This window comes from Mycobacterium sp. shizuoka-1, from assembly GCF_002723835.1.
GTDB lineage: Bacteria > Actinomycetota > Actinomycetes > Mycobacteriales > Mycobacteriaceae > Mycobacterium.
This window is the reverse complement of sequence record NZ_BEWG01000042.1, coordinates 4,386-27,525: the sequence shown is the minus strand read 5'-3', so window position 1 is coordinate 27,525 and position 23,140 is coordinate 4,386. Positions and strand designations below refer to the sequence as shown.

The following is a 23,140-nucleotide window of genomic DNA, read 5'->3' as shown; positions in this document are numbered from 1 at the left end:
GGTTTGGGGACGGGACGCGGCGGCCCCGGTCGCGGGGCCGGCTTCGGGGAACCGCCGGAGTTGGCGTCGTCGATGGTCATGAGCTCACCTCACCTACCCTCCGCGCGGTGACCCGCGCATCTGCCGCGCGACGCGGCGCCACTGCTGCATGGTCGACGGCCCTAGCGATTGCGGGGGGCCGTCTTCGTTGGTATTGAACCAGGTCGACGTCACCTGTGCGTCCGGGTTGGCTGGTCTGAGGTTGCGGACGGCGGCGATCGGCGGGCAGGCTGACGGCTTCGAGGGCGGAGGAGATCAGTCATGGCACGAGCGGATATCGCTGTCCTGCTTGCCCTGTGCGCCGCATTCTTCATCGCGATCGGTGACGTGATCCAGCAGCGCTCCACTCACGAGGTCACCGACGAGCAGGTGAGCCCCGTCCAGCTGTTCAAGCGGCTGCTACGCGACAAAACCTGGTGGGTGGGCAGCGTGGCCGGGGGAGCAGGATTCGCCTTCCAGGCCGCCGCGCTCGGCTTCGGCTCGGTGCTGCTGGTCCAGGCTCTGCTGGTCACCTCGCTGCTGTTCGCCCTGCCGATGAGCGCCTACTTCGCGCACCGCCGGATCAGCCGCTCCCAGTGGTTGTGGGCGGTGCTGCTGGCCGCCTCGGTGGCGGTGATCGTGACCGTCGGCAACCCCACCGAAGGCCACTCGCGCGCCGGCCTCGAACTGTGGATCTGGGTGGCCGCGATCATGGGCCCGGCCCTGGTCCTCTGCGTGGTCGGGGCGAAGGTGCTGTCCGGCAGGCCGGCCGCCGCGGTGCTGCTGGCCCTGGTGTCGGGCTCGCTGTGGGGGCTGTTCGCCGTCCTCACCAAGGGCGTCGTCGGCCGTATCGACCACGGCATCGTGGCGCTGCTGGTCAGCCCCGAGCTCTACGCCTGGGCGCTGGTGGCGGTCGCCGCCACCATGTGGCAGCAATCGTCGTTCCGGGCCGGGTCGATGGCCGCGTCGCTGCCCACGATGACCGTGGCCGAACCGGTGGTTGGCTCGGTGCTGGGTGTGTTCGTGCTCGGCGAGACGCTGCGGCCCGGCGACGCGGGCTGGTTCCTGCTCATCGTCGCGTTCGCGGCGATGGTGTTCGCCACCGCGGCGCTGGCCCGCGGCGAGGTCACCTCGACGGACGCCGCCGAAACGGTGCCCGGCTGACGGCCACTACCGTGTGTGGCGTGCTGTCCGCGATCGCCCTGACCCCCTCGGCGCCCGTCCTGGTACCCGAACTGGCCGGAGCTGCCGCGGCCGAGGTGGCCGACCTGCGCACCGCCGCGCTCGCGGCCGCCGCCGAACTGCCGGACCACTGGATCGCCGTCGGCGTCGGCCCCGACGATCAGGTCATCGCCCCCGACAGCCGGGGCACCTTCGCCGGATACGGGGTCGACGTCCCCGTCGCCCTGTCCCCGGAGGCGCCCGCGACGATCAGCGCCCTTCCGCTGTGCGCACTGTTCACCGGCTGGCTGCGCGGCCAGGCCCGGCCCGCCGCCCGCGCCCAGGTACGGGTGTACCGCGCCGACCACACCGCCGAGACGGCCGCGGCGCTGGGCCGGGACCTGCGCGCCGAGATCGACGCCGCCGCGGACCCGGTCGGCGTGCTGGTGGTGGCCGACGGCGCCACCACCCTGACCCCGCCGGCACCCGGCGGCTATGACCCGGACTCGGTGCCGGTGCAGGCCGCCCTCGACGACGCCTTGGCCGCCGGCGACCTCACCGCGCTGGCCGGGCTGCCGGCCGGCATCGTCGGCCGGGTCGCCTATCAGGTGCTGGCCGGGCTCGCCGCCCCCGGACCGCGGGCGGCCAAGGAACTGAGCCGCGGCGCGCCGTACGGAGTGGGCTACTTCGTCGGCGTCTGGACGCCCTGACATGACCCGACCGATCGCGGTGATCGGGCCGACCGGCACCGGTAAGTCGGCGCTGGCGCTGGACGTGGCCGAACGCCTGGCTGGCGAGATCGTCAACGCCGACGCCATGCAGCAGTACCGCGGTATGGACATCGGCACCGCCAAGCTGACCGTCGCCGAGCGCCGCGGCATCCCACACCATCAGCTCGACGTGCTCGATGTCGCCGAGACCGCGACGGTCGCGCGCTATCAGGCGGCCGCCGCCGCCGACGTCGAGGCCATCGCCGCCCGCGGCGTGCCGCCGGTCATCGTCGGCGGCTCGATGCTCTACATCCAGTCGTTGCTCGACGAATGGGCCTTCCCGGCCACCGACCCGCAGGTGCGGGCCCGCTGGGAGCAGCAACTCGCCGAGGTCGGGGTGGCCGCACTGCACCGCGAACTCGCGCGCCGCGACCCCGCCGCCGCGGCCTCGATCCTGGCCACCGACGGCCGCCGGATCGTGCGCGCGCTGGAGGTGGTGGAACTCACCGGCCAGCCGTTCGCCGCCTCGGCGCCCCGCATCGGGGCGCCCCGCTGGGACACCCTGATCATCGGATTGGATTGGCCGACAGCCATTCTCGACGAACGGCTGGCACAGCGCACCGACGCGATGTTCGACACCGGTCTGGTCGACGAGGTGCGCGACCTGCTCGGCCGCGGGCTGCGCGACGGGGTGACCGCCGGCCGTGCCCTCGGCTACGCGCAGGTGATCGCCGCGCTGGACGCCGGCGGCACCGCCGACCAGCTGGCGCAGGCCCGGGACCTGACCTTCATCGGAACCCGCCGCTACGTGCGGCGGCAGCGGTCGTGGTTCCGCCGCGACCATCGCATCCGGTGGCTCGACGGGGCGGGCGCCGACCTCGCCGACCAGGTGATCGCCGCCTGGCGGGACGTATCCTTGAACGCGTGATCTTCGCCAAGGGCCACGGCACCGAGAACGACTTCGTGCTGCTGGAAGACCTGGACGCGCAGCTGGACCTGGCCCCCGCCGCGGTGGCCGCGCTGTGCGACCGGCGCCGCGGCCTCGGCGCCGACGGCGTCCTGCGGGTCACCACCGCCGGTGCGGTGGTGGCCGCGGGCGTGCTGGACCGGCTGCCTGACGGGGTCGAGGCCGGCGACTGGTACATGGACTACCGCAACGCCGACGGCTCGGTGGCCCAGATGTGCGGCAACGGTGTGCGGGTGTTCGCCCACTACCTGCGGGCCGGCGGGCTCGAGCAGCGCAGCGAATTCGTGGTCGGCTCACTGGCCGGCCCGCGACCCGTGGTCGTGCATCACGCCGACGCGGTCGACGCCGACGTGACCGTCGACATGGGGAAGGTCAACCTGCTCGGGACCGGCACCGCCACCGTCGGCGGCCGGCACTTCACCGGCCTCGGGGTGGACGTCGGCAACCCGCACCTGGCCTGCCTGGATCCCGGCCTCAGCGAGGCCGCGCTGGCCGCCCTCGACGTCGCCGGGCCGGTGCAGTTCGACCACGGCCAGTTCCCCGACGGGGTCAACGTCGAGGTGCTGACCATCTGTGGTGATGGCGCGGTCAGCATGCGGGTACACGAACGCGGTGTGGGAGAGACGCGCTCGTGCGGCACCGGCACGGTGGCCGCGGCCGCCGCGGCCCTGGCCCACCTCAACCTGTCGACCGGCTCGTTGCGCGTGCGCATCCCCGGCGGCCAGGTCACCGTGGAGATCAGCCCGGCCAGCAGTTTCCTGCGCGGGCCGTCATGCCTGCTGGCGCGTGGCGAGGTGGCCGACAGCTGGTGGGCGGCCCAGCACTGACGGGCACGTTATTGGGGTGCACGACGTTGCACAGGCGTGACACCATCGGTACCACTCATGACTAAAGCTGACCCCTCCGACCCCAGCGTCGGCGAACTCGCGCTCGAAGACCGCGCCGCGCTGCGCCGCGTCGCCGGGCTGTCCACCGAACTCGCCGACATCTCCGAGGTCGAATACCGCCAGCTCCGGCTGGAACGCGTCGTGCTGGTCGGGGTGTGGACCGAAGGCAGCGCCGCCGACTCCGAGGCCAGCCTGGCCGAATTGGCCGCGCTGGCCGAAACCGCGGGCTCCGAAGTGCTCGAGGGGCTCATCCAGCGCCGCGACAAGCCCGATCCCGCCACCTACATCGGCTCGGGCAAGGCCCAGGAGTTGCGCCAGATCGTGATCGCGACCGGCGCCGACACGGTGATCTGCGACGGTGAACTCAGCCCCGCTCAGCTCAACGCCCTGGAGAAAGTCGTCAAGGTCAAGGTCATCGACCGGACCGCGCTGATCCTGGACATCTTCGCCCAGCACGCCACCAGCCGGGAAGGCAAAGCCCAGGTGGCCTACGCCCAGATGGAATACATGCTGCCGCGACTGCGCGGCTGGGGTGAATCGATGTCACGGCAAGCCGGTGGCCGTGCCGGCGGCGCCGGTGGCGGGGTGGGCACCCGCGGGCCAGGTGAGACCAAGATCGAGACCGACCGGCGCCGCATCCGCGAGCGGATGTCCAAGCTGCGCCGTGAGATCAAAGACATGAAGCAGATCCGCGACACCCAGCGCAGCCGCCGCTTGCACAGCGACATGGCGTCGCTGGCCATCGTCGGCTACACCAATGCCGGTAAGTCCAGCCTGCTCAACGCGCTCACCGGCGCCGGGGTGCTGGTGCAGAACGCCCTGTTCGCCACGCTCGAACCGACCACCCGCCGCGGCGAATTCGACGACGGCAGGCCGTTCGTGCTCACCGACACAGTCGGGTTCGTCCGGCACCTGCCGACCCAACTGGTCGAGGCGTTTCGGTCCACCCTCGAAGAGGTCCTCGACGCCGACCTGCTGGTGCATGTGGTCGACGGCTCCGACAGCAATCCGCTTGCCCAGATCGAGGCGGTGCGGCAGGTCATCCGCGAGGTGCAGAACGACCACCACGCGCCACCCGCGCCGGAACTGTTGGTGGTCAACAAGATCGACGCCGCCAGCGATCTGACGCTGGCCCAGCTGCGTCGGGCGCTGCCAGATGCGGTGTTCGTGTCGGCGCACACCGGCGAAGGACTGCCGCGCCTGCGGGCCCGCCTCGGCGAACTCGTGGAGCCGCGGGAGGTCACCGTCGACGTGACGATCCCGTACGACCGCGGTGACCTGGTGGCCCGCCTGCACAGCGACGGACACGTCGACGCCGTCGAGCACACCGAGGCGGGCACGCGACTGAAGGCGCGGGTGCCCGCGGCGCTGGCCGCCGGGCTGCGCCAGTACGCCACCTAGCCGCGGGTCGTTTCGGACCTCTCGTCGGGTACTGATGCCCCTGTGGTGGGGGCCGAACGGCCCTGTCTCCGCGCCGCCGATCGGAGCAGCCTGAACCGGGGGAGAGCACACCGTCCGGGGGAGGACGCGATGAGGTGGTCACGGGTGATGGCGGCGGCGACCGCGGGGTTCGCCGCCGCCATGATCGTCGGCGGGGTGGTGTCGGTCCCGGCGGTCCAGGCGCAGACCAGGATCACCGTCCCCGGCGCGGGACCGCTCTACTATCCGAACTTCGTCGGCCGGTTGCCGCTGGGCCGGTTGTACTTCTCGGGGACCAGCGAAGCCGTCGGGCCGCCCCTGTCGATCCTGGACGCCTACGACCTGCTCAACCACCAGATCGGGCAGAACTGGTTCCCCGGCAGCTCGGCTCAGGTGGTCAACTATCCGGCCAGCATCGGTCTGCTCAGTTTCAGTCTGGCGGCTCCCGGCGTCGACGACGCGGTGGCGATGGGCCGGGCCTCCCTCGACGACCAGATCCGCAACGCGGTGGCCGGCGGCTCACCCGTCGTGGTCGCCGGACTGTCGGAGGGCACCCTCGTCCTCAACCGTGAATTGGCTTATCTGGCAACGTCATCCGACGCACCACGGCCGGACCTGGTGTCGTTCGCGATGTTCGCGGGCCCCGAGCTGGGCCTGGCCGACATCTACCTGCGGCCGGGCACCTGGGTGCCGCTGATGGACTACACCGCGCGACCGCTGGCCGACAGCCAATACGACGTCAGCGTGGTCGTGCACCAGTACGACTTCTGGGCCGACCCGCCCGACCGGCCGTGGAATCTGCTGGCGGTGGTGAACTCGCTGTTCGGCATGGCCTACTTCCACGACGGCACCGCCCTGGCCGTGCCGTCCGACGCGGTCGTGACCTCGCAGGTGACCAGTCAATTGGGCGGCACCACCACGACGTACCTGATTCCCTCGCCGACGCTGCCGATGCTCAAGCCGCTGCGGCAGCTGGGGGTGCCGACCGCCACCGTCGACGCGCTGAACTCAGTGCTCAAGCCCGTCGTCGACGCCGGCTACTCGAAACTGACTCCCGCCGCCGGACCGCACTTTTCGCACGGCCGGCTGGTGTCGACGCCGAGGGCCCCGGCGGCGAACCGCGGGCGCGGCGGAACGAAAACCGTTGGTCACAGCGGACGCTCGGGATCGGTGCGAGCCCCGAGCGGCGCCGGCCATCGGGTGCCGCGGGCGGCGGGGCGAGCGGCCTAAGCGGCGTCGGCGCGCGCCGGGCGGGCGCTCTTGCCGGTGCCCGCCTTCGCCGGTGCGGACGAGGAGCCGGCGACGGTCTTCTTCGGCCCGCTGCCGAGCTTCGGCCGCGCCGCCGCGCTGGGCCGGGCCGAGGCGACCGGCTTGCGCTGCGCCGGCTTGGAGGCCGCCTCGACGGCCGGCTTGTCCGCGTTCGGCTCACTGGAGCCGGCGGTCACCGTCGTCGAGCTGGTGGCGGGGGCCGGTGCGGTCGGCGGTGCGGGCACCGAGACACCCACGTCGCCGAGCGCGTCGTGGATCCCCTGCACGACCGCGTTGGCCAGGTCGACGGTCAACGTGACCGGGTTGATCGGGGTGAAGATGGTGAACGGCGTCGGCCGGCCGTAATTGCTTCGGTCGTAACCGGTTTCGATCAGCACCCGGGTGACCGGCGAAATCAGATCCACGATGGGCTTGATCAGCGCGGTGGTGCCGGTGGCCGCGCCGATGTCCAGCAGCGGCTGCATGATCGGCAGGGTCTTGGCCGGGATCGTGATGTACAGCGTGTCGTTGAAGGTCTGGCAGTTCTTCGGGCTCTGCGAGCAGTCCATCGCCTGTTCGAGCTCCGCGATCGTGTAGCCGTAGGGCAGATCGGTGGCCGGCTGGGTTCCGCGCGGCGACAGGTAGGTGCCGTGGATGTACCAGAACCCGGCCAGCGCGTTGAGGTCGGCCAGCAGGTTGAGCGGATTGGCCGGGAAGTCGGCCACGCCGTCGTACTGGAATGCGATGTCGGTGGTGTTCACCCCGGGCAGCACGGTGGTGTCGGTGGGGGTGGGCTGGCCAAAGGTGGCGTCCAGGATCGGGACGGTGCCCAGCGCCGCGAGGCGCTCGAACAGGCCGCCGTTGGGGCGGTTGGGGTTACCGATCAGCACGAAGGAGTAGCGCTCCGGGATGACCCCGCCGTTGTCCGCCGCGAGCTGCCGCTTGACGATGCTCGACACCGTCGCGCCCTGCGAGTACCCGAACACCACGATGTCCTCGGCCGGGTCGACGGCGTCGATCTGGGTGTTGAGGCTGTCCACTCCGCTGGCCACCGACACGTTCCACTTCGCGCCCTTCAGGCCGCCCCACCCGGCGAACGGGAACGGCCAGAACTGCGCGATGTACGGGACCGGTTCGGGGGTGCACGTCGTCGCGCAGGCCGGATCCAGCGGCTGGATGTAGTAGTTGACCGCGTTCTCCATGTAGTTGGTGCCCAGCGGCGGCACCGCCGGGTTGGGGGTGCCGGTGCCGGGGACGATCAGCGCCACCGCCGCCAGGCTGACGGCAGCGGTGATCGTGCTGCTCACCGCGAGCACGACGGCCGTGACCATCGCCAGCAGGGCCACCAGCACCGAACGGGCGACGGAGCGGACTATCTGAGGCATCAGCAAACCTTCTTCAGGACGAGCGAGATTGCTGGAATCTTCGCACCAGCGCACTCGTGGCCGCAGTGGAATGTGAGAAGAACCTGAGAAAATCGGCGTTTCGGGTTCGCCCCCGGTCGATCGTGGCGAAGGCGGTCAGCGGATGACCGGCGGCTCGTGCGCCCGTACCGGCGGTAACGGTCCATCGAACCTCTCGACCTGCACCAGTGCCGCGGCGCCGGTGCAGCCGCGGGCCAGCGACGAGGTGCCGACATCGTCGGTCAGGACGTTGGGGTTGCCGTGCACGCACAGCGAATCCGGGTCTGCCGGGTCCAGCGGGTCGTACCAGGCTCCGGTGGACAGTTGCACCACCCGTGGTCGCAGCGCCTCGTCGATGACCACCCCGGCCAGGCAGGCGCCCCGGTCGTTGAACACCCGTACCACGTCACCGTCGCGCAGCCCGCGCTCGGCGGCGTCGGCCGGGTGCATCCGAAGCGGCTCGCGGCCGCGGACTTTCGCGTCCTGGCTGACCGCGCCGCCGTCGAGCTGACTGTGCAGCCGGGTCGCGGGCTGATTGGCGATCAGGTGCAGCGGGAAATCGCGGGCGCGCGGTCCACCCAGCCATTCGGCCGGCTCATACCAGCGCGGGTGCCCCGCGCAGTCGGGATAGCCGAAACTGTCGATCTCGCCGGAGAAGATCTCGATCCTGCCGCTCGGAGTGGCCAGCGGGTGCGCCATCGGGTCGGCGCGGAAGTCGGCCAGCAAGGTCAGCCCGGCCTCGACCGGAAGCGACAGACGGCCATCGGCCCAGAACCGGTCGAAGTCGGGGACGCTGAAATCGATTTCCGCCGACCACTTCTCGTACATGTGCACCAGCCACTGACGGGCGGTGCGGCCCTCGGTGAACTCCTCGCCGAAACCCAGCCGGTGTGCGAGTGCGGCGAACGTCGTGTAGTCGTCCTGGGACTGTGCGTAGGGATGTGCGAGCGCGGGCATCGCCACCAGCAGTGGGTCGTTGCGTGAGCCGGAGTAGTCGTCGCGTTCGTAAGCCGTGGTGGAGGGCACCACGATGTCGGCGTGCCGGGCCATCGGCGTCCAGTACGGATCGTGCACCACGACGGTGTCGACCCGGGCCAGCGCACGGCGCAGCCGGGGCAGGTTCTGGTGGTGGTGGAAGGGATTGCCGCCGGCCCAGTACACACATCTGATGTCGGGGTAGGTCAGGGTGCGCCCGTTGTAGGTGAAGGCCTCGCCGGGGTGCAACAGCATGTCGCTGACGGCGGCGACCGGGATGAAGGTGCGCACCGGGTTGGCGCCCTGCGGCAGCGCGGGCAGATGCACCCGCACCGGCGGCAGGCCGGGTTCGTTCATCGAACCGTAGCCGTGGCCGAAACCCCCTCCGGGCAAGCCGATCTGGCCCAGCATCGCCGCCAGCGTCAGTCCCATCCACGGGGCCTGCTCGCCGTGACGCAGCCGCTGCAACGACCAGCTGACGGTGACGATGGTGCGCTGGCCGGCCATCGCCGTGGCCAACTCGGTGAGCGTGGCTGCGTCGATGCCGCAGATCTCCGCGGCCCACCGCGGCGACTTCGGCACCCCGTCGTCGGTGCCGAGCAGGTAGCGTTCGAACCGCTCGTAGCCGGTGCAGTGGGTGTCGAGGAAATCGCGGTCGGCGAGATCCTCGGTGGCCAGCACGTAGGCCAGGGCCAGCATGATGGCCACGTCGGTGCCCGGGACCGCGGGTAGCCACCGGCAGTCGCCCTCGACGTCGCTGCGTAGCGGGCTGACCGACACGATGCGGCCGCCCTTGGCGCGGAACCGTTGCAGGGCAGCGCGGGCCGGATGGCCGGTGGTCCCGCCGTGGTTGATGCCGGTGTTCTTCAGATTCACGCCGCCGAAGCACACCAGCAGGTCGGTGTGCTCGACGATGACGTCCCAGTCGGTGGATCGCTTGAACAGGTCGTCATGGGTGCCGACCACCCGCGGCATGATCACTCCGGTGGCGCCCAGGCTGTAAGAGTGCCGCGAAAAGGTATATCCGCCAAGCATTTTCAAAAACCTGTGCACCTGGCTCTGGGCATGGTGAAAGCGTCCGGCGCTGGCCCAGCCGTAGGAGCCGCCGTAGATCGCCTCGTTGCCATGGGTGTCGACCACCCGGCGTAGCTCGCCGGCGAGCAGATCGGTGAGTTGCCCCCAGCTCACGGCGACGAACTCGTCGGCGCCCCGTTCATCGCTCGGTCCGGGCCCGTCGCGCAGCCAACCGCGGCGGATCGCCGGTGTGGTGATCCGGGACCGGTGGCGCAGCGACCCCGGGAGGTTGCCGAGTAGTGCAGACGGGTCGGTGTCGCCGGGAAAAGGTGTGACCGCGGTGATCTCGCCGTCGGCGACGTGCGCGCTGAACGCTCCCCAATGTGCGAGGCTCGTGCGGGCGTCAGACACCCCGTGATTCTAGGCGGCGGCGCCCCGACCTGTGACTTTGCCGACCAACCATCCGGTTGGTTATTCTCGTTCGCAAACCCACGCCGTCCGGAGGGAACCCATGGCTGTCGAGAAGAACGCAACCGTCAAGTACGAGCGGACCCTGTTCGAGCCTGAGCACGAACTGTTCCGCGAGGCCTACCGGTCCTTCCTCGAGCGGCACGTCGCCCCCTTCCACGAACAGTGGGAGAAGGACAAGATCGTCGATCGCGGGGTCTGGCTGGAGGCCGGCAAGCAGGGCTTTCTCGGCATGGCCGTGCCGGAGGAATTCGGCGGCGGCGGCAACGCTGACTTCCGCTACAACGTGATCCTGACCGAGGAGACCGCCGCCGGGCGCTACAGCGGCCTCGGGTTCGGCCTGCACAACGACGTCGTCGCCCCGTATCTGCTGGAGCTGACCACCGAGGAGCAGAAGCAACGCTGGCTGCCCAAGTTCTGCAGTGGCGAGTACATCACCGCGATTGCGATGACCGAGCCAGGCACCGGGAGTGATCTTCAGGGCATCAAGACGCGCGCAGTCAAGCAGGGTGACCATTACGTGCTCAACGGCTCGAAGACGTTCATCACCAATGGCGTCAACGCCGACCTGGTGATCGTGGTGGCCCAGACCGACCCCGAGAAGGGCGCGCTGGGCTTCTCGCTGCTGGTCGTCGAGCGGGGCATGGAGGGCTTCGAGCGTGGCCGCCACCTCGACAAGATCGGCCTGGACGCCCAGGACACCGCCGAACTGTCCTTCACCGATGTCAAGGTGCCCGCCGAGAACTTGCTCGGCGAGGAGGGTCAGGGCTTCATCTATCTGATGCAGAACCTGCCGCAGGAGCGGTTGAACATCGCGGTCATGGCGGCCGCCGCCATGGAAAGCGTGCTCGAGCAGACGCTGCAGTACACCAAGGAACGCAAGGCCTTCGGCAAGCCGATCGGCAGCCAGCAGAACAGCCGTTTCCTGCTGGCTGAACTGGCCACCGAAGCGACCGCCGTACGGATCATGGTCGACGAGTTCATCCGCCTGCACCTCGACAAGAAGCTGTCCGCCGAGCAGGCCTCGATGGCCAAGTGGTACTCGACCGAGAAGCAGGTCCATCTCGTCGATCGCTGCCTGCAACTGCACGGTGGATACGGCTATATGCGCGAATACCCGGTGGCCAAGGCCTACCTGGACGCCCGGGTGCAGACGATTTACGGCGGCACCACCGAAATCATGAAGGAAATCATCGGCCGCAGCCTGGGCGTCTAGCCTGGGTCGCCGTCGCCGTTACGCCGTGCGCGGGTCATCGGGCTGAACTGGGGATTTAACCCCGGAACGGCCGCTCTCGATGGCCCGTGCGCGGCGAATTGCGGGGCATTGTGCTCAATTTTTCCGGAGTTTCCCCCTGTCGCGCGGACGGCTTATCTAGGGAAACGCCGCGTGTCGCGAAGTGCTGTCGCACAGTTGACGCGGAGGATAAGGGCAAGGCATCTTGACCGAAACTGCGGGGAGAGTGCATGACCTGGCTTGGAAGTCGTCTCGGTAGAGGCGTCGGGCGGATGGCGCTGGCCGTCATCGCGACGGCGACAGCGGCTCTGCTGTGGGCGCCCGGGGCGATCGCGACCCCCGACAGTGACGCACGTGATGCCATCGACCAGGCCTGGCAGGCGGCCGGTGGCGACAGCTCTCCACTGGGAACCAAGGACGGCGACGTCTACCCGGTCGGCGACGGATTCGCCCAGAACTTCAGCGGCGGCAAGTACTTCTTCACCCCGGCGACCGGCGCGCACTTCCTGTACGGACCGATTCTGGACACCTACCAGGAGCTCGGCGGTCCAGCCGACGGCGACCTCGGTTTCCCCACCATCGACGAGGTGGCGGGCCTGGTGGGACCGGACAGCCGCGTCAGCACCTTCAGCGCCAGCGACAAGCCGGCGATCTTCTGGACGCCCGACACCGGCGCCTGGGTGGTGCGCGGGGCGATCAACGCCGCATGGGACAAGCTCGGTGGCTCGGCCGGCACGATGGGCGTGCCCACGGGAGCCGAGACCTTCAACGGCACCGTGATCAGCCAGACGTTCACCGGCGGCGAGATCTCCTATGACAGCGCTGCAAAGACCTTCACCACCGTGCCACCCGAACTGGCCGGAAACCTGGCCGGCGTCGAGGTTCCGACGGACGCGACCACGGCGATCAACCAGGCGTGGCGGGCCGCAGGCGGGCTCGCCGGGCCGCTGGGTGCCCGCCAGGGCGCCCAACAACAGGTCGGCAGCGACGGCGCCGCCCAGGACTATGCCGGCGGCAAGATCTTCTACTCGCCGGCCACCGGCGCGCATGCCGTGACCGGCGCGATCCTGTCCAAGTACGAGCAGGACGGCGGCCCGACCGGCGACCTGGGTCTGCCCACCGGCACCGAGGCCGACGGAGGCGCACCGAACAGCCGGGTCAGTGCGTTCAGCGCCGCCGACAATCCGGTGATCTTCTGGACCCCCGACACCGGCGCGATCGTGGTGCGCGGCGCGATCAACGCCGCCTGGGCGAAGCTGGGCGGCGCCACCGGGAAACTGGGCGTGCCGACCGCCGAGCAGAGCGTCAACGGCGACACCGTGACGCAGAAGTTCAGTGGCGGTGAGATCTCCTGGAACAAGGCCAGCAGCACGTTCACCACCAAGCCGCCGGAACTGGCCGGGTCGTTGTCGGGCCTGGAGGTGCCGGCCGCGACGGGTCCGCAAGCCGGCTCGTCCGCACCGAAGTCCGGCAAGGGTTTCACCTGGCACTGGTGGTGGCTGCTCATCATCATCCCGGCGCTGCTGCTGGTGGCGGTCATCGCGCTGGGCCTGCTGTGGCTGCAGCGTCGCCGCGGCGCCGAGGTGGAGATCGACGACGAGTTCCACGACTCGGAGTACGACGACGACGATCATTGGCCGGCCGAACCGGAATCGGGCACGTCCGCGGCCGACCGGTTCTCGACGTACCCCGACGGTGGCCGCGGACTGGTCACCCAGGCGCCCGGATTCACCTGGGCGCACACCGGGGACGACGAGGACAAGTCGATGCCCGGCCCCGAGGACGTGTTCGACGGTGACCAGGATTCGATCGACACCACGCCGACCCGCATCCCCGCCGAGCCCGCCGAGTTCGGCGACGCCGCCGAGGAGCCCGAGGCGCAGGTGCCGGAGGAGCCGGAGTACGTCGAGCAGGAATACGTCGAGGTCGAGGAGATCGAGGACGACGACCGCTCCAGCGATTCGGGTCGGCACGCGGTGGTCAACCTCGGCGAATCGCAGTCGATGTGGCGCCTGGACATGGGTGAACTCGGTACTCCGCGGCGGCGCCGCGCCGCCGAGCCCGAACCCGAGGAGATCGAGACCGAGGACATCGTCGAGGCCGACATCGTCGACACCGAGGACGTGGTACACCCCGAAGACGCCGGGGATGAGGCCCAGCCGGCGACCGAGCCGGCGGAGGTGCTGCAGTCCGACGTGCCGGCCGGCGCCACCGCCTCCCGTCCGGCGATCCACCTGCCGCTGTCGGATCCGTACCAGGCGCCGGATGGCTACGTGATCAAGGCCAACACCCATTCCGGGCTGTACTACACGCCGGATTCGGCCCTCTACGACCACACCGTGCCCGAAGTGTGGTTCGCCAGTGAGGAATTGGCCCAGGCGAACGGATTCGTCAAGGCGGAGTGAGCCCGCCGGCCAGCCCGTTCAGATCTTGCGGATGACGGTGACGACCTTGCCGAGAATGGCGGCGTCGTTGCCGGGGATCGGGTCGAATGCCGGGTTGTGCGGCATGAGCCAGACCTGACCACTGGTCCGCTTGAACGTCTTGACGGTGGCTTCGCCGTCGATCATCGCGGCGACGATGTCCCCGTTGTCGGCGACGTTCTGCTGGCGCACCACCACCCAGTCACCGTCGCAGATCGCGGCGTCGACCATCGATTCGCCGACGACCTTCAGCAGGAACAGCGAGCCCTCGCCGACCAGCTCACGCGGCAGCGGGAAGACATCCTCGACGGCCTCCTCGGCCAGGATCGGCCCACCGGCGGCGATCCGGCCCAGGACCGGGACGAAGGTCGGTTCGGGCAGTGCGTCCGAGCCGGCCACGTCGGTCTGCACCGCGGTCACGGAGTCGTCGGCACCGCGCACGTCCACGGCGCGGGGCCGGTTGGCATCACGCCGCAGGTAGCCCTTGCGCTCGAGGGTGCGCAATTGGTGCGCAACCGACGACGTCGAGGTGAGGCCGACGGCATCGCCGATCTCACGGATGCTCGGGGGATAGCCGCGGCTGGTGACCGAGGCCCGGATCACGTCGAGGATGGTGCGCTGCCGCTCGGTCAGCCCGGAATCGCTGCTCGTCCCTGCGTCTTTGCCTGATGTCTCAGTCCGGTCGCTCATGCTCCCGAATCTAGCCGTGCGGCCATCGATAATCAAACATGTGTTCGACCGTGGCGTGTCGGCGGCACGCCGGTCCCGCGAACGGCCGGGCGACCGGGTGAAACGGCGGGAATCAAAGTTGTCGGTGGGTCGATTTATTCTTCAGACACGCTCGCTCAGGTGTTCGGATTTCGAACGCATGATCGAGTACAGTTCGAACACAAGAGCGAACAGCGGGCGGTCTCGGAGGAAGGAACCAGACGTGACAGTCATCGACGATCGGCAGGTTTTCCATTCGGCACCGGCGCGTCCGATGCGCCCCCGGGCGGCGGTCGTGCCGGGTGCGCCGGCTCGACGTCGCCCCGCGGGTGCCCGTGCGCACCGGCCCTACCCGGCCCGCCCGGCGGGCGCCCCGATGCGCTACCCGGGTACCGGGGTGGCGGTGTCGCGGGCGCCGCACGGGCGGCGGACGGTGAGTACCGCCGTCACCCTCGCGCTGGCCGGTGCCGCGGCACTGATCACGTTCTGGCTGGGCATGGTCGGCCACTTCAGTGGGGCCCCTGCGGCCGCCGAGCAGCTGCCCGACCAGCTCGCGGTGGTCCAGGTCCAGGCCGGGGAGACGCTGCAGCAACTGGCCGGCCGGGTGGCGCCTGACGCGCCTGCCGGGCAGGTCATGGCGCGCATTCGCGATCTGAACAAGCTCGATTCGGCCTCATTGGACGCCGGGCAGACGCTCATCGCGCCGATCGGGTGATCCGTCACGCCGTAGCCGTCGGCCAAAAAGGATGCCGGACAAGCGGCCTCGATAGCGGCCGCCACGGTCCGCTCAGTTCGTGGGACATGGCCGCCCGGTGGACCGCGCAGGTAGGCTCTGGGTGGCTCGAAGGATCGGGCTGCGGCGGAGGCGAAGGAGCGGTCATGCATTGCCCGTTCTGTCGCCACCCCGACTCCCGTGTCGTCGATTCCCGGGAGGCCGACGAAGGCCAGGCCATCCGGCGTCGCCGATCCTGTCCGGAATGCGGCCGCCGATTCACCACCGTGGAAACCGCGGTGCTGGCGGTGGTGAAACGCAGCGGGGTGACCGAGCCGTTCAGCCGGGAGAAGGTCATCAGCGGTGTGCGCCGGGCCTGCCAGGGCCGCGACGTCGACGACGACGCGCTGAACCTGCTCGCCCAGCAGGTCGAAGATACCGTGCGGGCCGCCGGTTCCCCCGAAGTCCCCAGTCACGAGGTCGGTCTGGCCATTCTCGGTCCGCTGCGTGAACTCGACGAGGTCGCCTACCTCCGATTCGCCTCGGTGTACCGCTCGTTCAGCTCTGCCGAGGACTTCGAACGCGAGATCGAGGCACTGCGCGCCCATCGCGCGGTCGGCACCTCGGGCTGAGCCCGCGTCAGTCCAGTTGTCGCACGCCGTCGCCGACAACACGCCCGGCGATCAGCACCCATCCCTCGGAATTCCACGTCGTATAGATCTGTGAGCCTGCGCCCTGGGTGATGGTGAGGTCGCGGCTCAGATAGTCGGTCATCCGCGCCGCCGCCGACCCGGTCGCCTCGTCCTCGGCAACGCCCAGGTCGGTGGCGAACATCCGAGCGCGGATGTGCCCGGCGCCGCGGTCCAGCCACGTCCACACGTAGTGCTCGGCGCCGTCGGAGTAGTCCGCCGGGTCGGTCGCCAACAGCTCGTCCACCGAGTCCATTTCATGCAGGGCGAACTCCGGCGACCACTCCGCGCGGGCCCGCACCACGGTCAGGTCGTCGCGGTGGCTGACCTGCACGATGCCGGCCGGCACCTGCAGCGTATGCACCGGGGTCCCGCGCTGCGCCAGCCACCAGGCGGCACCCACCGTCGGATGGCCGGCGAATGGCAGCTCGGTGGCCGGGGTGAAGATGCGGGCGTGCGCGGTGGTCGACCCGTCGCCCGGTAGATCGATGAATATCGTTTCGCTGTAACCCAATTCGCCGGCCACACGCTGGCGATCGCCGGTGGGTACGGTTGCCGCGTCGACCACACCCAGCGGATTGCCGAAGTTGCCGTGCGCGTCGGTGAACACCCGCAGCACTGTCACGTCGATGGTCATGTCCCGACTCTACGACGCCCGCGCGGGGCGGTGGTCAGGTCGCGCTGCGCTCGTCGGTGCCCATCGCGTCGAGCACCGCCACCCTGGTGTCGAGCGTTCCGGTGACCGACCGTTCGGACAGGCCGGTGCGCAGCAGCTGCCGCAGCACGTCCTGGTCGTAGTCGGCGGGCGCGGTCGAATCGATGAACCGCTCGACGACCTCCACGAAGCGGTCAGGATCGTCATGGAACGGGAAGTGGCCGGAACGGCCGAAGATCTCCAACCGGGAACCCGGCATCGCCGCGTGTGCCATGCGGGCGTGACTGACCGGGATGACTGCGTCCTGGTCACCCCAAATGAGTTGCACAGGAACGGATTCAGTCAGGTAACAGCGATCGAGCATGGTCACCACTTGGCCGCGCCAGTCCACCACCGAGCGCAGGGTGCGGGTGAAGGCCGACGATGCGGTGGGCTCGGGCAGGTCGGTCAGGATGCGCAGCGCGTCGGGCAGATCCCGGCCCAGTCCCGTCGAACCGAACAGTGCGCCCAGCGCCCGGCCGGCGACCTGCAGGGCCGGCAGCACCATCGGCAGCCGCAGCAGTGCCAGCGCCTCGCCGCCCATCGGCAGGGAGGCGGCCCGCAGGGCGATGTTGACGTCCTTGGTGACACCGCCGGCGCCGATCAGAATCAGTCGCTCCACCAATTGCGGGAACTGATAGGCGAATTGCATCGCTACACCGCCGCCGAGCGAATGCCCGACCACGGTGACCCGGTCGATGTCGAGCACACTGAGCAGATCACGCATGCCGTTGGCGTAGGCCGCCACCGAGTAGTCGGCCCGCGGCTTGTCGGACTGGCCGTGGCCGAGCAGGTCCGGGGCGATCACGGTGAACCGCTGGGCGAGTTTGCTGTGCACCGAATGCCACGTCGTCGAGTTGTCGCCGATCCCGTGGATCAACAGCAGCACCGGGCCGGAGCCGGCCACCCGGAACGCTCGACGATAGCCGTGAATGGTCCGGAAGTGCAGGGTGGGCGTCACCTCCCGCACCGGCTGCAGGTTGGGCTTTCGCTGCGTCATGTGCAACCCCGTCGTCGGTGCGGTGGGCTTCGCGTCAGGTGTCGCCGTTGTCGGAGAAACCGTCCTTGAAGTCCTCGGCGTGCTGGGCCAGGAACCGCTCGAATTCCGCGCCCAATTCCTCACCGCTGGGGAGATCCTCGTCGCGGGCGAGCAGCGACCGGTTCTCTTGAGCGGCAACGAAAGCATCGTACTGGCGCTCCAGTGCGGTCACCACTTGAGCGACCTCCGGCGAGGCCTCTACCTGCTCGTCGATCTTGGTGCGCACAGCCGCGCCGGCATCGGTGAGGGCCCGCAGCGGCACCTGCAGCGAAGTCAGTTTGGCGACCTGTTCCAACAGCGCCTCGGCGGCCGGCGGGAAGTCGGTCTGGGCCAGGTAGTGCGGCACGTGCACGGTGAAACCGATGACCTCGTGACCGTGCTGGGCCATCCGGTATTCCAGCAGGTTGGACACGCTGCCGGGGACCTGGACCTCACCGACCCACGGGGTGAAATCGGCGATCAGCTCGCGATTGTTGGAGTGGGCGGTCAGCGTCACCGGCCGGGTGTGCGGCACCGCCATCGGGATCGTGCCCAGGCCGATCGTCTGGCGCACCCCGAGCCGCTCGGCCAGCAGCCGCACGGCGGTGACGAACCGCTCCCATTTCAGGTCCGGTTCCAGCCCCGCGAGCAGCAGAAACGGGGTGCCCATGCTGTCACGCAGGGCATACAGGTTCAGCTGCGGATCGTCGTAGTCGGTGAAGTGGTCGGTCTTGAAGGTCATCAGCGGCCGGCGGGACCGATAATCCAGCAGGTCGTCGATCGCGAACGAGGCCACCAGCTCGGTGTCGAGCTTGCTCTTGAGGTGTTCGGTGGCCAGGTGGATGGCATGGCCGGCATCAGAGAACCCCTCCAGGGCGTGGATCATCACCGGTCCGCGCCCGTCCGCCGCGGACAGCTGCGGGGCCGGGAACTCCAGCTCGTACATGCCGGTCTGCTCGGGTTGGTACTGCTGTCCTTGCTCGTCAGTCATCGTCTCCGCCTCCTCGCGGTGCCCGGTCACATCGTTGCGCTCGCACACCGAGACACACAGTGTCTCTCAGATTCGGGCCGGTGCCATCGATAGCGCCTGTGTTGCACAACGCGGGCGTGCTGCCCGGCGTTCCCGGCGAGCGGTGGTCACGACAGGTCGGCGCCGCCCGAATCGGGCATGATCGTGCAGATGAGGACGGTGGCTGTGCTGCTGGGCGTGGCGGTGGCCACGTCGGTGGCCGGCTGCCGCACCTCCGCCGAGCCGCCGGCCAAGGCCGCCGAGGAGTCCGCCGCGCAGTCGGTGACCACGTCCGCCCGGCCCGTGACGCCCCGAGCGGCGGTGGGGGCGCTGTTCCTCGGCGGCACCGACACTCACACCTGCACCGCCTCGGTGGTGCGCTCCACCACCCATGATCTGATCCTGACCGCGGCGCACTGCCTGGCGTCGGGTCTGCCCGTCACGTTCGTTCCGGGGTTCGACAACACGGCCGCACCGGACGACGTGTGGACCGTGGACGCGGTCTACCTCGATCCGCGCTGGCTGGCGGCTCAGGACCCGAAGGCGGATTACGCGTTCGCGCGGGTCAGCAGGCCGGGCGGCGGCGCGCTCGAGTCGGTGACCGGCCCGGCGCTGACCCTCGGCGTGCCGCCCGCCGACCTCGGCGCGGTCACGGTGCTCGGCTACCCGCTGGGCGTCGGCGGTCCGCCGCTGGGCTGCGACACGGTCGCCGGGATCGATCCGGACGGGTATCCGAGGCTGCCCTGCCGCGGCCTGGTCGACGGCACCAGCGGCGCCCCGTGGATCACCGGCTCGACCGTGATCGGGGTGACCGGCGGACGCGACGGGGGCGGCTGCCGGGACGACATCTCCTACTCGTCACCGTTCGACGCCGCGACGGCGGCGTTGTTGGCGCGCGCCGAGGCAGGCGGTCCGGGCGACATCGCGCCGCAGGCCTTCGACAGTGAGTGCTAGCGGCGGAACTGGTTCAGTGCCCGCAGCTTGTTCATCACATCCAAGGCCGCGACCTTGTAGGCCTCGGAGAACGTCGGGTAGTTGAACACCGCGTCGACGAGGTACTCGATAGTCCCTCCGCAGCCCATCACCGCCTGGCCGATGTGCACCAGCTCGGTGGCGGCCGTCCCGAAGATGTGGACGCCCAGGACCTTCAGATCCTCGGTGGACACCAGCAGCTTCAACATTCCGTACGAGTCGCCGGCTATCTGGCCGCGGGCCAGCTCACGGTAGCGGGACACCCCGACCTCGTAGGGGATGGCGTCCTTGGTGAGCTCCACCTCGGTGGCGCCGACGTAGGACACCTCGGGGATCGAGTAGATGCCGATCGGCTGGACCAGCGTCATGCCGGCCGTCGGCTCGCCGAAGGCGTGGTAGGCGGCCAGCCGGCCCTGTTCCATCGAGGTGGCGGCCAGGGCGGGGAAGCCGATGACGTCGCCGACGGCGTAGATGTGGTCGACCTTGGTCTGGAAGGTCTTGTCGTCGACGAAGATCCGGCCGCGATTGTCGGCTTCGAGGCCGGCGTTCGACAGATCGAGGTGGTCGGTCTGGCCCTGGCGGCCTGCCGAGTACATGACGGTCTCGGCCGGGATCTGCTTGCCGCTGGCCAGGGTTGTGACGGTGCCGGCCGCTCCGACGTCGACCGCGGTCACCTCCTCGCCGAACCGGAACGTCACCGCCAGATCGCGCAGGTGGAAGCGCAGCGCCTCAACGATCTCCGGGTCGCAGAAGTCCAGCATCGTGTCGCGCTTCTCCACGACGGTGACCTTCGTGCCCAGCGCGGCGAACATCGAGGCGTACTCGATGCCGATCACGCCGGCGCCGACCACCACCATCGAGGTCGGGATGGTCTTCAGGTCGAGGATGCCGTCGGAGTCCAGCACCCGGTTCTCGTCGAATTCCACTCCGGCGGGCCGGGCCGGTTTGGTGCCGGTGGCGATGATCACGTACCGGCCGCTGATCGTGATGTGCTCGGCGCGGGTGGGGTCCTCGATCAGCACGGTGTGCTCGTCGATGAACCGACCGTGGCCGACGTAGAGCTCGATTCCGTTGCGCATCAACTGGTTCCGTACCACGTCGACTTCTTTGCCGATGACGTGCTGGGTGCGGGCCAGCAGATCGGCCGGGGTGATCTTGTCCTTGACCCGGTAGCTGGCTCCGTAGAGTTCGCGCTGGCTCATCCCGGTCAGGTACAGCACTGCCTCGCGCAGCGTCTTGGACGGGATCGTGCCGGTCTGCACGCAGACACCGCCGAGCATCTGGCCCCGTTCGACGACGGCCACCGACTTGCCCAGCTTGGCTGCGGCGATGGCCGCCTTCTGCCCGCCGGGTCCCGAGCCGATGACGACGAGGTCGTATTCCACACTCATGAGGAAAAGGTGTACGCCGGTTTGCCGAATCTCGCATGCCGACGATGTCAATACGACATGAACAATCGCTGCGGCCCGATATGCCGAACGACGCCGTCGATCCCCAGTTCTGCGTTCATCCACAGCCCCCGGCCCGGGCAGGCGCCGGCGGTGGGATCTCGACGGTGCCGGTTGACAGCGTCGGGTCATGACCACACACGAACCTGACTACCGCTTCACCCGTCCCGGCGCGCTGATCGCCGCGTTGCCCGCCGTTCTCGGCTTCGTGCCGGAGAAGTCGCTGGTGCTGGTGTCGCTCGAGCACGGCGAGATGGGCGCGGTGATGCGCCTGGACCTGTCGAACGCAGGGATCGGTGAGCTGTGTCGGCTGGCCGATCTCGCCGACGCCTCGGGCGCGGAGGAGGTGGTGGTGGTGATCGTGGACGCCGACGGCGCCGCGTGCCCGATGTGCAACCAGGATTACCGTGAGCTGTGCGGTGTGCTCACCTCCGCGCTGTCCGACCATGGCATCGAGATCTACGCCACCCACGTCGTGGACCGGATCGAGGCGGGTGGGCGCTGGCATTGCGTCGACGGCTGTGGGCAATCCGGCGCGGTGGAGGATCCGATGGCCTCGCCGCTGGCGGCCGCGGCCGTGCTCGACGGACGTCGGCTCTACCTGCGCCGGGCCGATCTGCAAGCCGTGGTCGCAACGGTCGACGCCGACCGCAGCGGGGCCCTGCTGCCTTTGATCGCCGAACGCGGCGAGGCGCGCGAGGGGGACTGGCGGGTGGATCCAGACGGATGCGGCCGCCGGGACGTGGAGGCCGCGATGGCGCTGGGTGCGCGGGTGTCCGACGGCGGCGAACTGGACGACACCGAGCTGGCGGCGATGGCGTGCGCGCTGACCGATGTGGCCGTCCGAGACACGTTGTACGCGTTGGCCGTCGGTGCCGGCGCCGGCCCCGCCGAGGCGCTGTGGACCCTGTTGGCGCGCACGCTTCCCGAACCGTGGCGGGTGGAAGCGCTTGTGTTGCTGGCGTTTTCGGCTTACGCCCGCGGTGACGGCCCGCTGGCCGGTCTGTCGTTGGAGGCGGCGTTGCGCTGCGACCCGGAGCACCGGATGGCCACCATGCTCGATGCCGCACTGCAGTCCGGCATGCGGCCCGAACAGATCCGCGATCTGGCCGGAACCGGTTACCGGCTGGCCAAGCGGCTGGGTGTGCGGCTTCCGCCGCGGCGGACGCGAGGCCGTCGCGCGGTGTGAGCGGTCAGACCTTCTCGACCTTGACGGCGTGGGCCATCTCGTGGGGCAGGTGGACGTTCTCGTGGCCGCCGATCAGGATCGTCACCGCACCGCTGGGGCTGTTCTCGACCTGGACCCGGGCGTTGGGCACCACGCCGGCGTCCTTGAGCTGGCCGATCAACTCGACGTCACCCTGGACGTGCTCGCTCAGCTGCCGAACCACGACGGCGACCGGAGTGCCGGGCGGTAGCTCGGTGAGGCGCACCAGGTTCTGCTCCTCGCGTTGGTTGAGGTCGATGCCCAGCAGCGACAGCCCGGGAATCGGGTTGCCGAAGGGGGAGACCGTCGGATCGTCGAGCACCTGCACCAGGCGGCGTTCGACGTCCTCGCTCATCACGTGCTCCCACCGGCAGGCCTCCGCGTGCACCTCTTCCCACGGCAGCCCGATGACATCGACCAGCAGGCGCTCGGCGAGCCGATGCTTGCGCATCACCGACACGGCCAGCCCGCGGCCCTTCTCGGTCAGTTCCAGATGCCGGTCGCCGGCCACATGAAGCAGGCCGTCGCGCTCCATGCGCGCCACCGTCTGGCTGACCGTCGGGCCGCTCTGATCCAGCCGTTCCGCAATGCGGGCGCGCAGCGGGATGACGCCCTCCTCTTCGAGGTCGTAGATCGTGCGGAGATACATCTCGGTGGTATCGACCAGGTCGTTCATAGGGCACCCTTCGTCTGTCCCGAGTCTACTGGGCTAGCTGGGGAAATGGTCATACAACACCGGTGCACGCAGCAGTGTGC

The 23,140-nt window shown here is 69.5% G+C and carries 20 protein-coding genes; 12 read left to right on the top strand and 8 right to left on the bottom strand.

Going from position 1 to position 23,140, the window contains the following annotated elements; all coding sequences use genetic code 11:
• Window positions 1-300: 300 nt before the first annotated feature.
• The 6 genes from MSZK_RS13905 to MSZK_RS13880 all read left to right on the top strand — a co-directional run bounded on the left by MSZK_RS13905 (window position 301) and on the right by MSZK_RS13880 (window position 6,392).
• A complete protein-coding gene (locus MSZK_RS13905) occupies window positions 301-1,182 on the top strand; it encodes a DMT family transporter (RefSeq protein ID WP_099248743.1) in 882 nt (293 codons plus the stop codon).
• Between the two features lie 20 nt (window positions 1,183-1,202).
• Entirely contained in the window at window positions 1,203-1,889 is a 687-nt protein-coding gene (locus tag MSZK_RS13900) for a hypothetical protein (protein WP_099248741.1), read from the top strand.
• Window position 1,890: 1 nt separating this feature from the next.
• Window positions 1,891-2,817: a tRNA (adenosine(37)-N6)-dimethylallyltransferase MiaA gene (miaA, locus tag MSZK_RS13895; RefSeq protein ID WP_099248740.1), complete on the top strand. Its 927-nt coding sequence runs from the start codon at window positions 1,891-1,893 to the stop codon at window positions 2,815-2,817.
• On the top strand, window positions 2,814-3,683 hold the full coding sequence (dapF, locus tag MSZK_RS13890) for a diaminopimelate epimerase (RefSeq protein WP_099248738.1): 870 nt from the start codon (window positions 2,814-2,816) through the stop codon (window positions 3,681-3,683). Before miaA ends, dapF begins: the two co-directional genes overlap by 4 nt.
• Before the next feature lie 57 nt (window positions 3,684-3,740).
• Window positions 3,741-5,144, top strand: a complete 1,404-nt coding sequence (gene hflX, locus MSZK_RS13885; protein WP_099248736.1) for a GTPase HflX — start codon at window positions 3,741-3,743, stop codon at window positions 5,142-5,144.
• Between the two features lie 129 nt (window positions 5,145-5,273).
• Entirely contained in the window at window positions 5,274-6,392 is a 1,119-nt protein-coding gene (locus MSZK_RS13880; protein WP_099248734.1) for a PE-PPE domain-containing protein, read from the top strand.
• Here the strand turns inward: MSZK_RS13880 and MSZK_RS13875 are convergent.
• Window positions 6,389-7,795 (bottom strand): PE-PPE domain-containing protein, encoded by a 1,407-nt coding sequence (locus MSZK_RS13875; RefSeq protein WP_099248732.1) that lies wholly within the window; start codon window positions 7,793-7,795, stop codon window positions 6,389-6,391. The genes MSZK_RS13880 and MSZK_RS13875 overlap by 4 nt on opposite strands.
• Before the next feature lie 135 nt (window positions 7,796-7,930).
• A complete protein-coding gene (locus tag MSZK_RS13870; RefSeq protein ID WP_099248730.1) occupies window positions 7,931-10,213 on the bottom strand; it encodes a molybdopterin guanine dinucleotide-containing S/N-oxide reductase in 2,283 nt (760 codons plus the stop codon).
• Between the two features lie 100 nt (window positions 10,214-10,313).
• On the opposite strand from MSZK_RS13870, the gene MSZK_RS13865 reads away from it, so the two are divergent.
• Together MSZK_RS13865 and MSZK_RS13860 are read left to right on the top strand one after the other, a co-directional pair.
• Window positions 10,314-11,486: an acyl-CoA dehydrogenase family protein gene (locus MSZK_RS13865; RefSeq protein WP_099248728.1), complete on the top strand. Its 1,173-nt coding sequence runs from the start codon at window positions 10,314-10,316 to the stop codon at window positions 11,484-11,486.
• Between the two features lie 248 nt (window positions 11,487-11,734).
• Window positions 11,735-13,909, top strand: coding sequence for an LGFP repeat-containing protein (locus MSZK_RS13860; protein WP_099248726.1), 2,175 nt, complete (start codon window positions 11,735-11,737; stop codon window positions 13,907-13,909).
• An 18-nt stretch (window positions 13,910-13,927) separates the two neighbouring features.
• Here the strand turns inward: MSZK_RS13860 and lexA are convergent, their stop codons facing one another.
• The gene (gene lexA, locus MSZK_RS13855; RefSeq protein ID WP_099248724.1) at window positions 13,928-14,617 is read right to left on the bottom strand and encodes a transcriptional repressor LexA; all 690 of its coding nucleotides are present in this window, start codon (window positions 14,615-14,617) and stop codon (window positions 13,928-13,930) included.
• Window positions 14,618-14,858: 241 nt separating this feature from the next.
• On the opposite strand from lexA, the gene MSZK_RS13850 reads away from it, so the two are divergent.
• A complete protein-coding gene (locus tag MSZK_RS13850; RefSeq protein WP_099248722.1) occupies window positions 14,859-15,350 on the top strand; it encodes a LysM peptidoglycan-binding domain-containing protein in 492 nt (163 codons plus the stop codon).
• Between the two features lie 164 nt (window positions 15,351-15,514).
• The gene (gene nrdR / locus MSZK_RS13845) at window positions 15,515-15,979 is read left to right on the top strand and encodes a transcriptional regulator NrdR (protein ID WP_099248720.1); all 465 of its coding nucleotides are present in this window, start codon (window positions 15,515-15,517) and stop codon (window positions 15,977-15,979) included.
• 7 nt (window positions 15,980-15,986) lie between these two features.
• Here the strand turns inward: nrdR and MSZK_RS13840 are convergent, their stop codons facing one another.
• The 3 genes from MSZK_RS13840 to MSZK_RS13830 are packed head-to-tail and all read right to left on the bottom strand — an operon-like array spanning window position 15,987 to window position 18,739.
• Complete coding sequence (locus MSZK_RS13840) at window positions 15,987-16,673, bottom strand: PhzF family phenazine biosynthesis protein (protein ID WP_099248718.1); 687 nt, start codon at window positions 16,671-16,673, stop codon at window positions 15,987-15,989.
• A gap of 34 nt (window positions 16,674-16,707) precedes the next feature.
• Complete coding sequence (locus MSZK_RS13835; protein WP_099248716.1) at window positions 16,708-17,730, bottom strand: alpha/beta fold hydrolase; 1,023 nt, start codon at window positions 17,728-17,730, stop codon at window positions 16,708-16,710.
• Window positions 17,731-17,764: 34 nt separating this feature from the next.
• Window positions 17,765-18,739, bottom strand: a complete 975-nt coding sequence (locus MSZK_RS13830) for a proteasome assembly chaperone family protein (RefSeq protein WP_099248784.1) — start codon at window positions 18,737-18,739, stop codon at window positions 17,765-17,767.
• Window positions 18,740-18,928: 189 nt separating this feature from the next.
• On the opposite strand from MSZK_RS13830, the gene MSZK_RS13825 reads away from it, so the two are divergent.
• Window positions 18,929-19,711 carry a serine protease gene (locus tag MSZK_RS13825; protein WP_371411336.1) on the top strand — a complete coding sequence of 261 codons (783 nt, stop codon included), beginning with the start codon at window positions 18,929-18,931 and terminating at the stop codon, window positions 19,709-19,711.
• Here MSZK_RS13825 and sthA read toward each other — a convergent pair.
• Window positions 19,708-21,120 (bottom strand): Si-specific NAD(P)(+) transhydrogenase, encoded by a 1,413-nt coding sequence (gene sthA, locus MSZK_RS13820; protein ID WP_099248712.1) that lies wholly within the window; start codon window positions 21,118-21,120, stop codon window positions 19,708-19,710. The genes MSZK_RS13825 and sthA overlap by 4 nt on opposite strands.
• Window positions 21,121-21,307: 187 nt before the next feature.
• Between sthA and MSZK_RS13815 the strand changes: the two genes are divergently transcribed.
• Window positions 21,308-22,366, top strand: coding sequence for a DUF4192 domain-containing protein (locus tag MSZK_RS13815; RefSeq protein ID WP_099248710.1), 1,059 nt, complete (start codon window positions 21,308-21,310; stop codon window positions 22,364-22,366).
• Between the two features lie 4 nt (window positions 22,367-22,370).
• Here the strand turns inward: MSZK_RS13815 and MSZK_RS13810 are convergent, their stop codons facing one another.
• Window positions 22,371-23,060, bottom strand: a complete 690-nt coding sequence (locus MSZK_RS13810; protein WP_099248708.1) for a metal-dependent transcriptional regulator — start codon at window positions 23,058-23,060, stop codon at window positions 22,371-22,373.
• Between the last annotated feature and the right edge of the window lie 80 nt (window positions 23,061-23,140).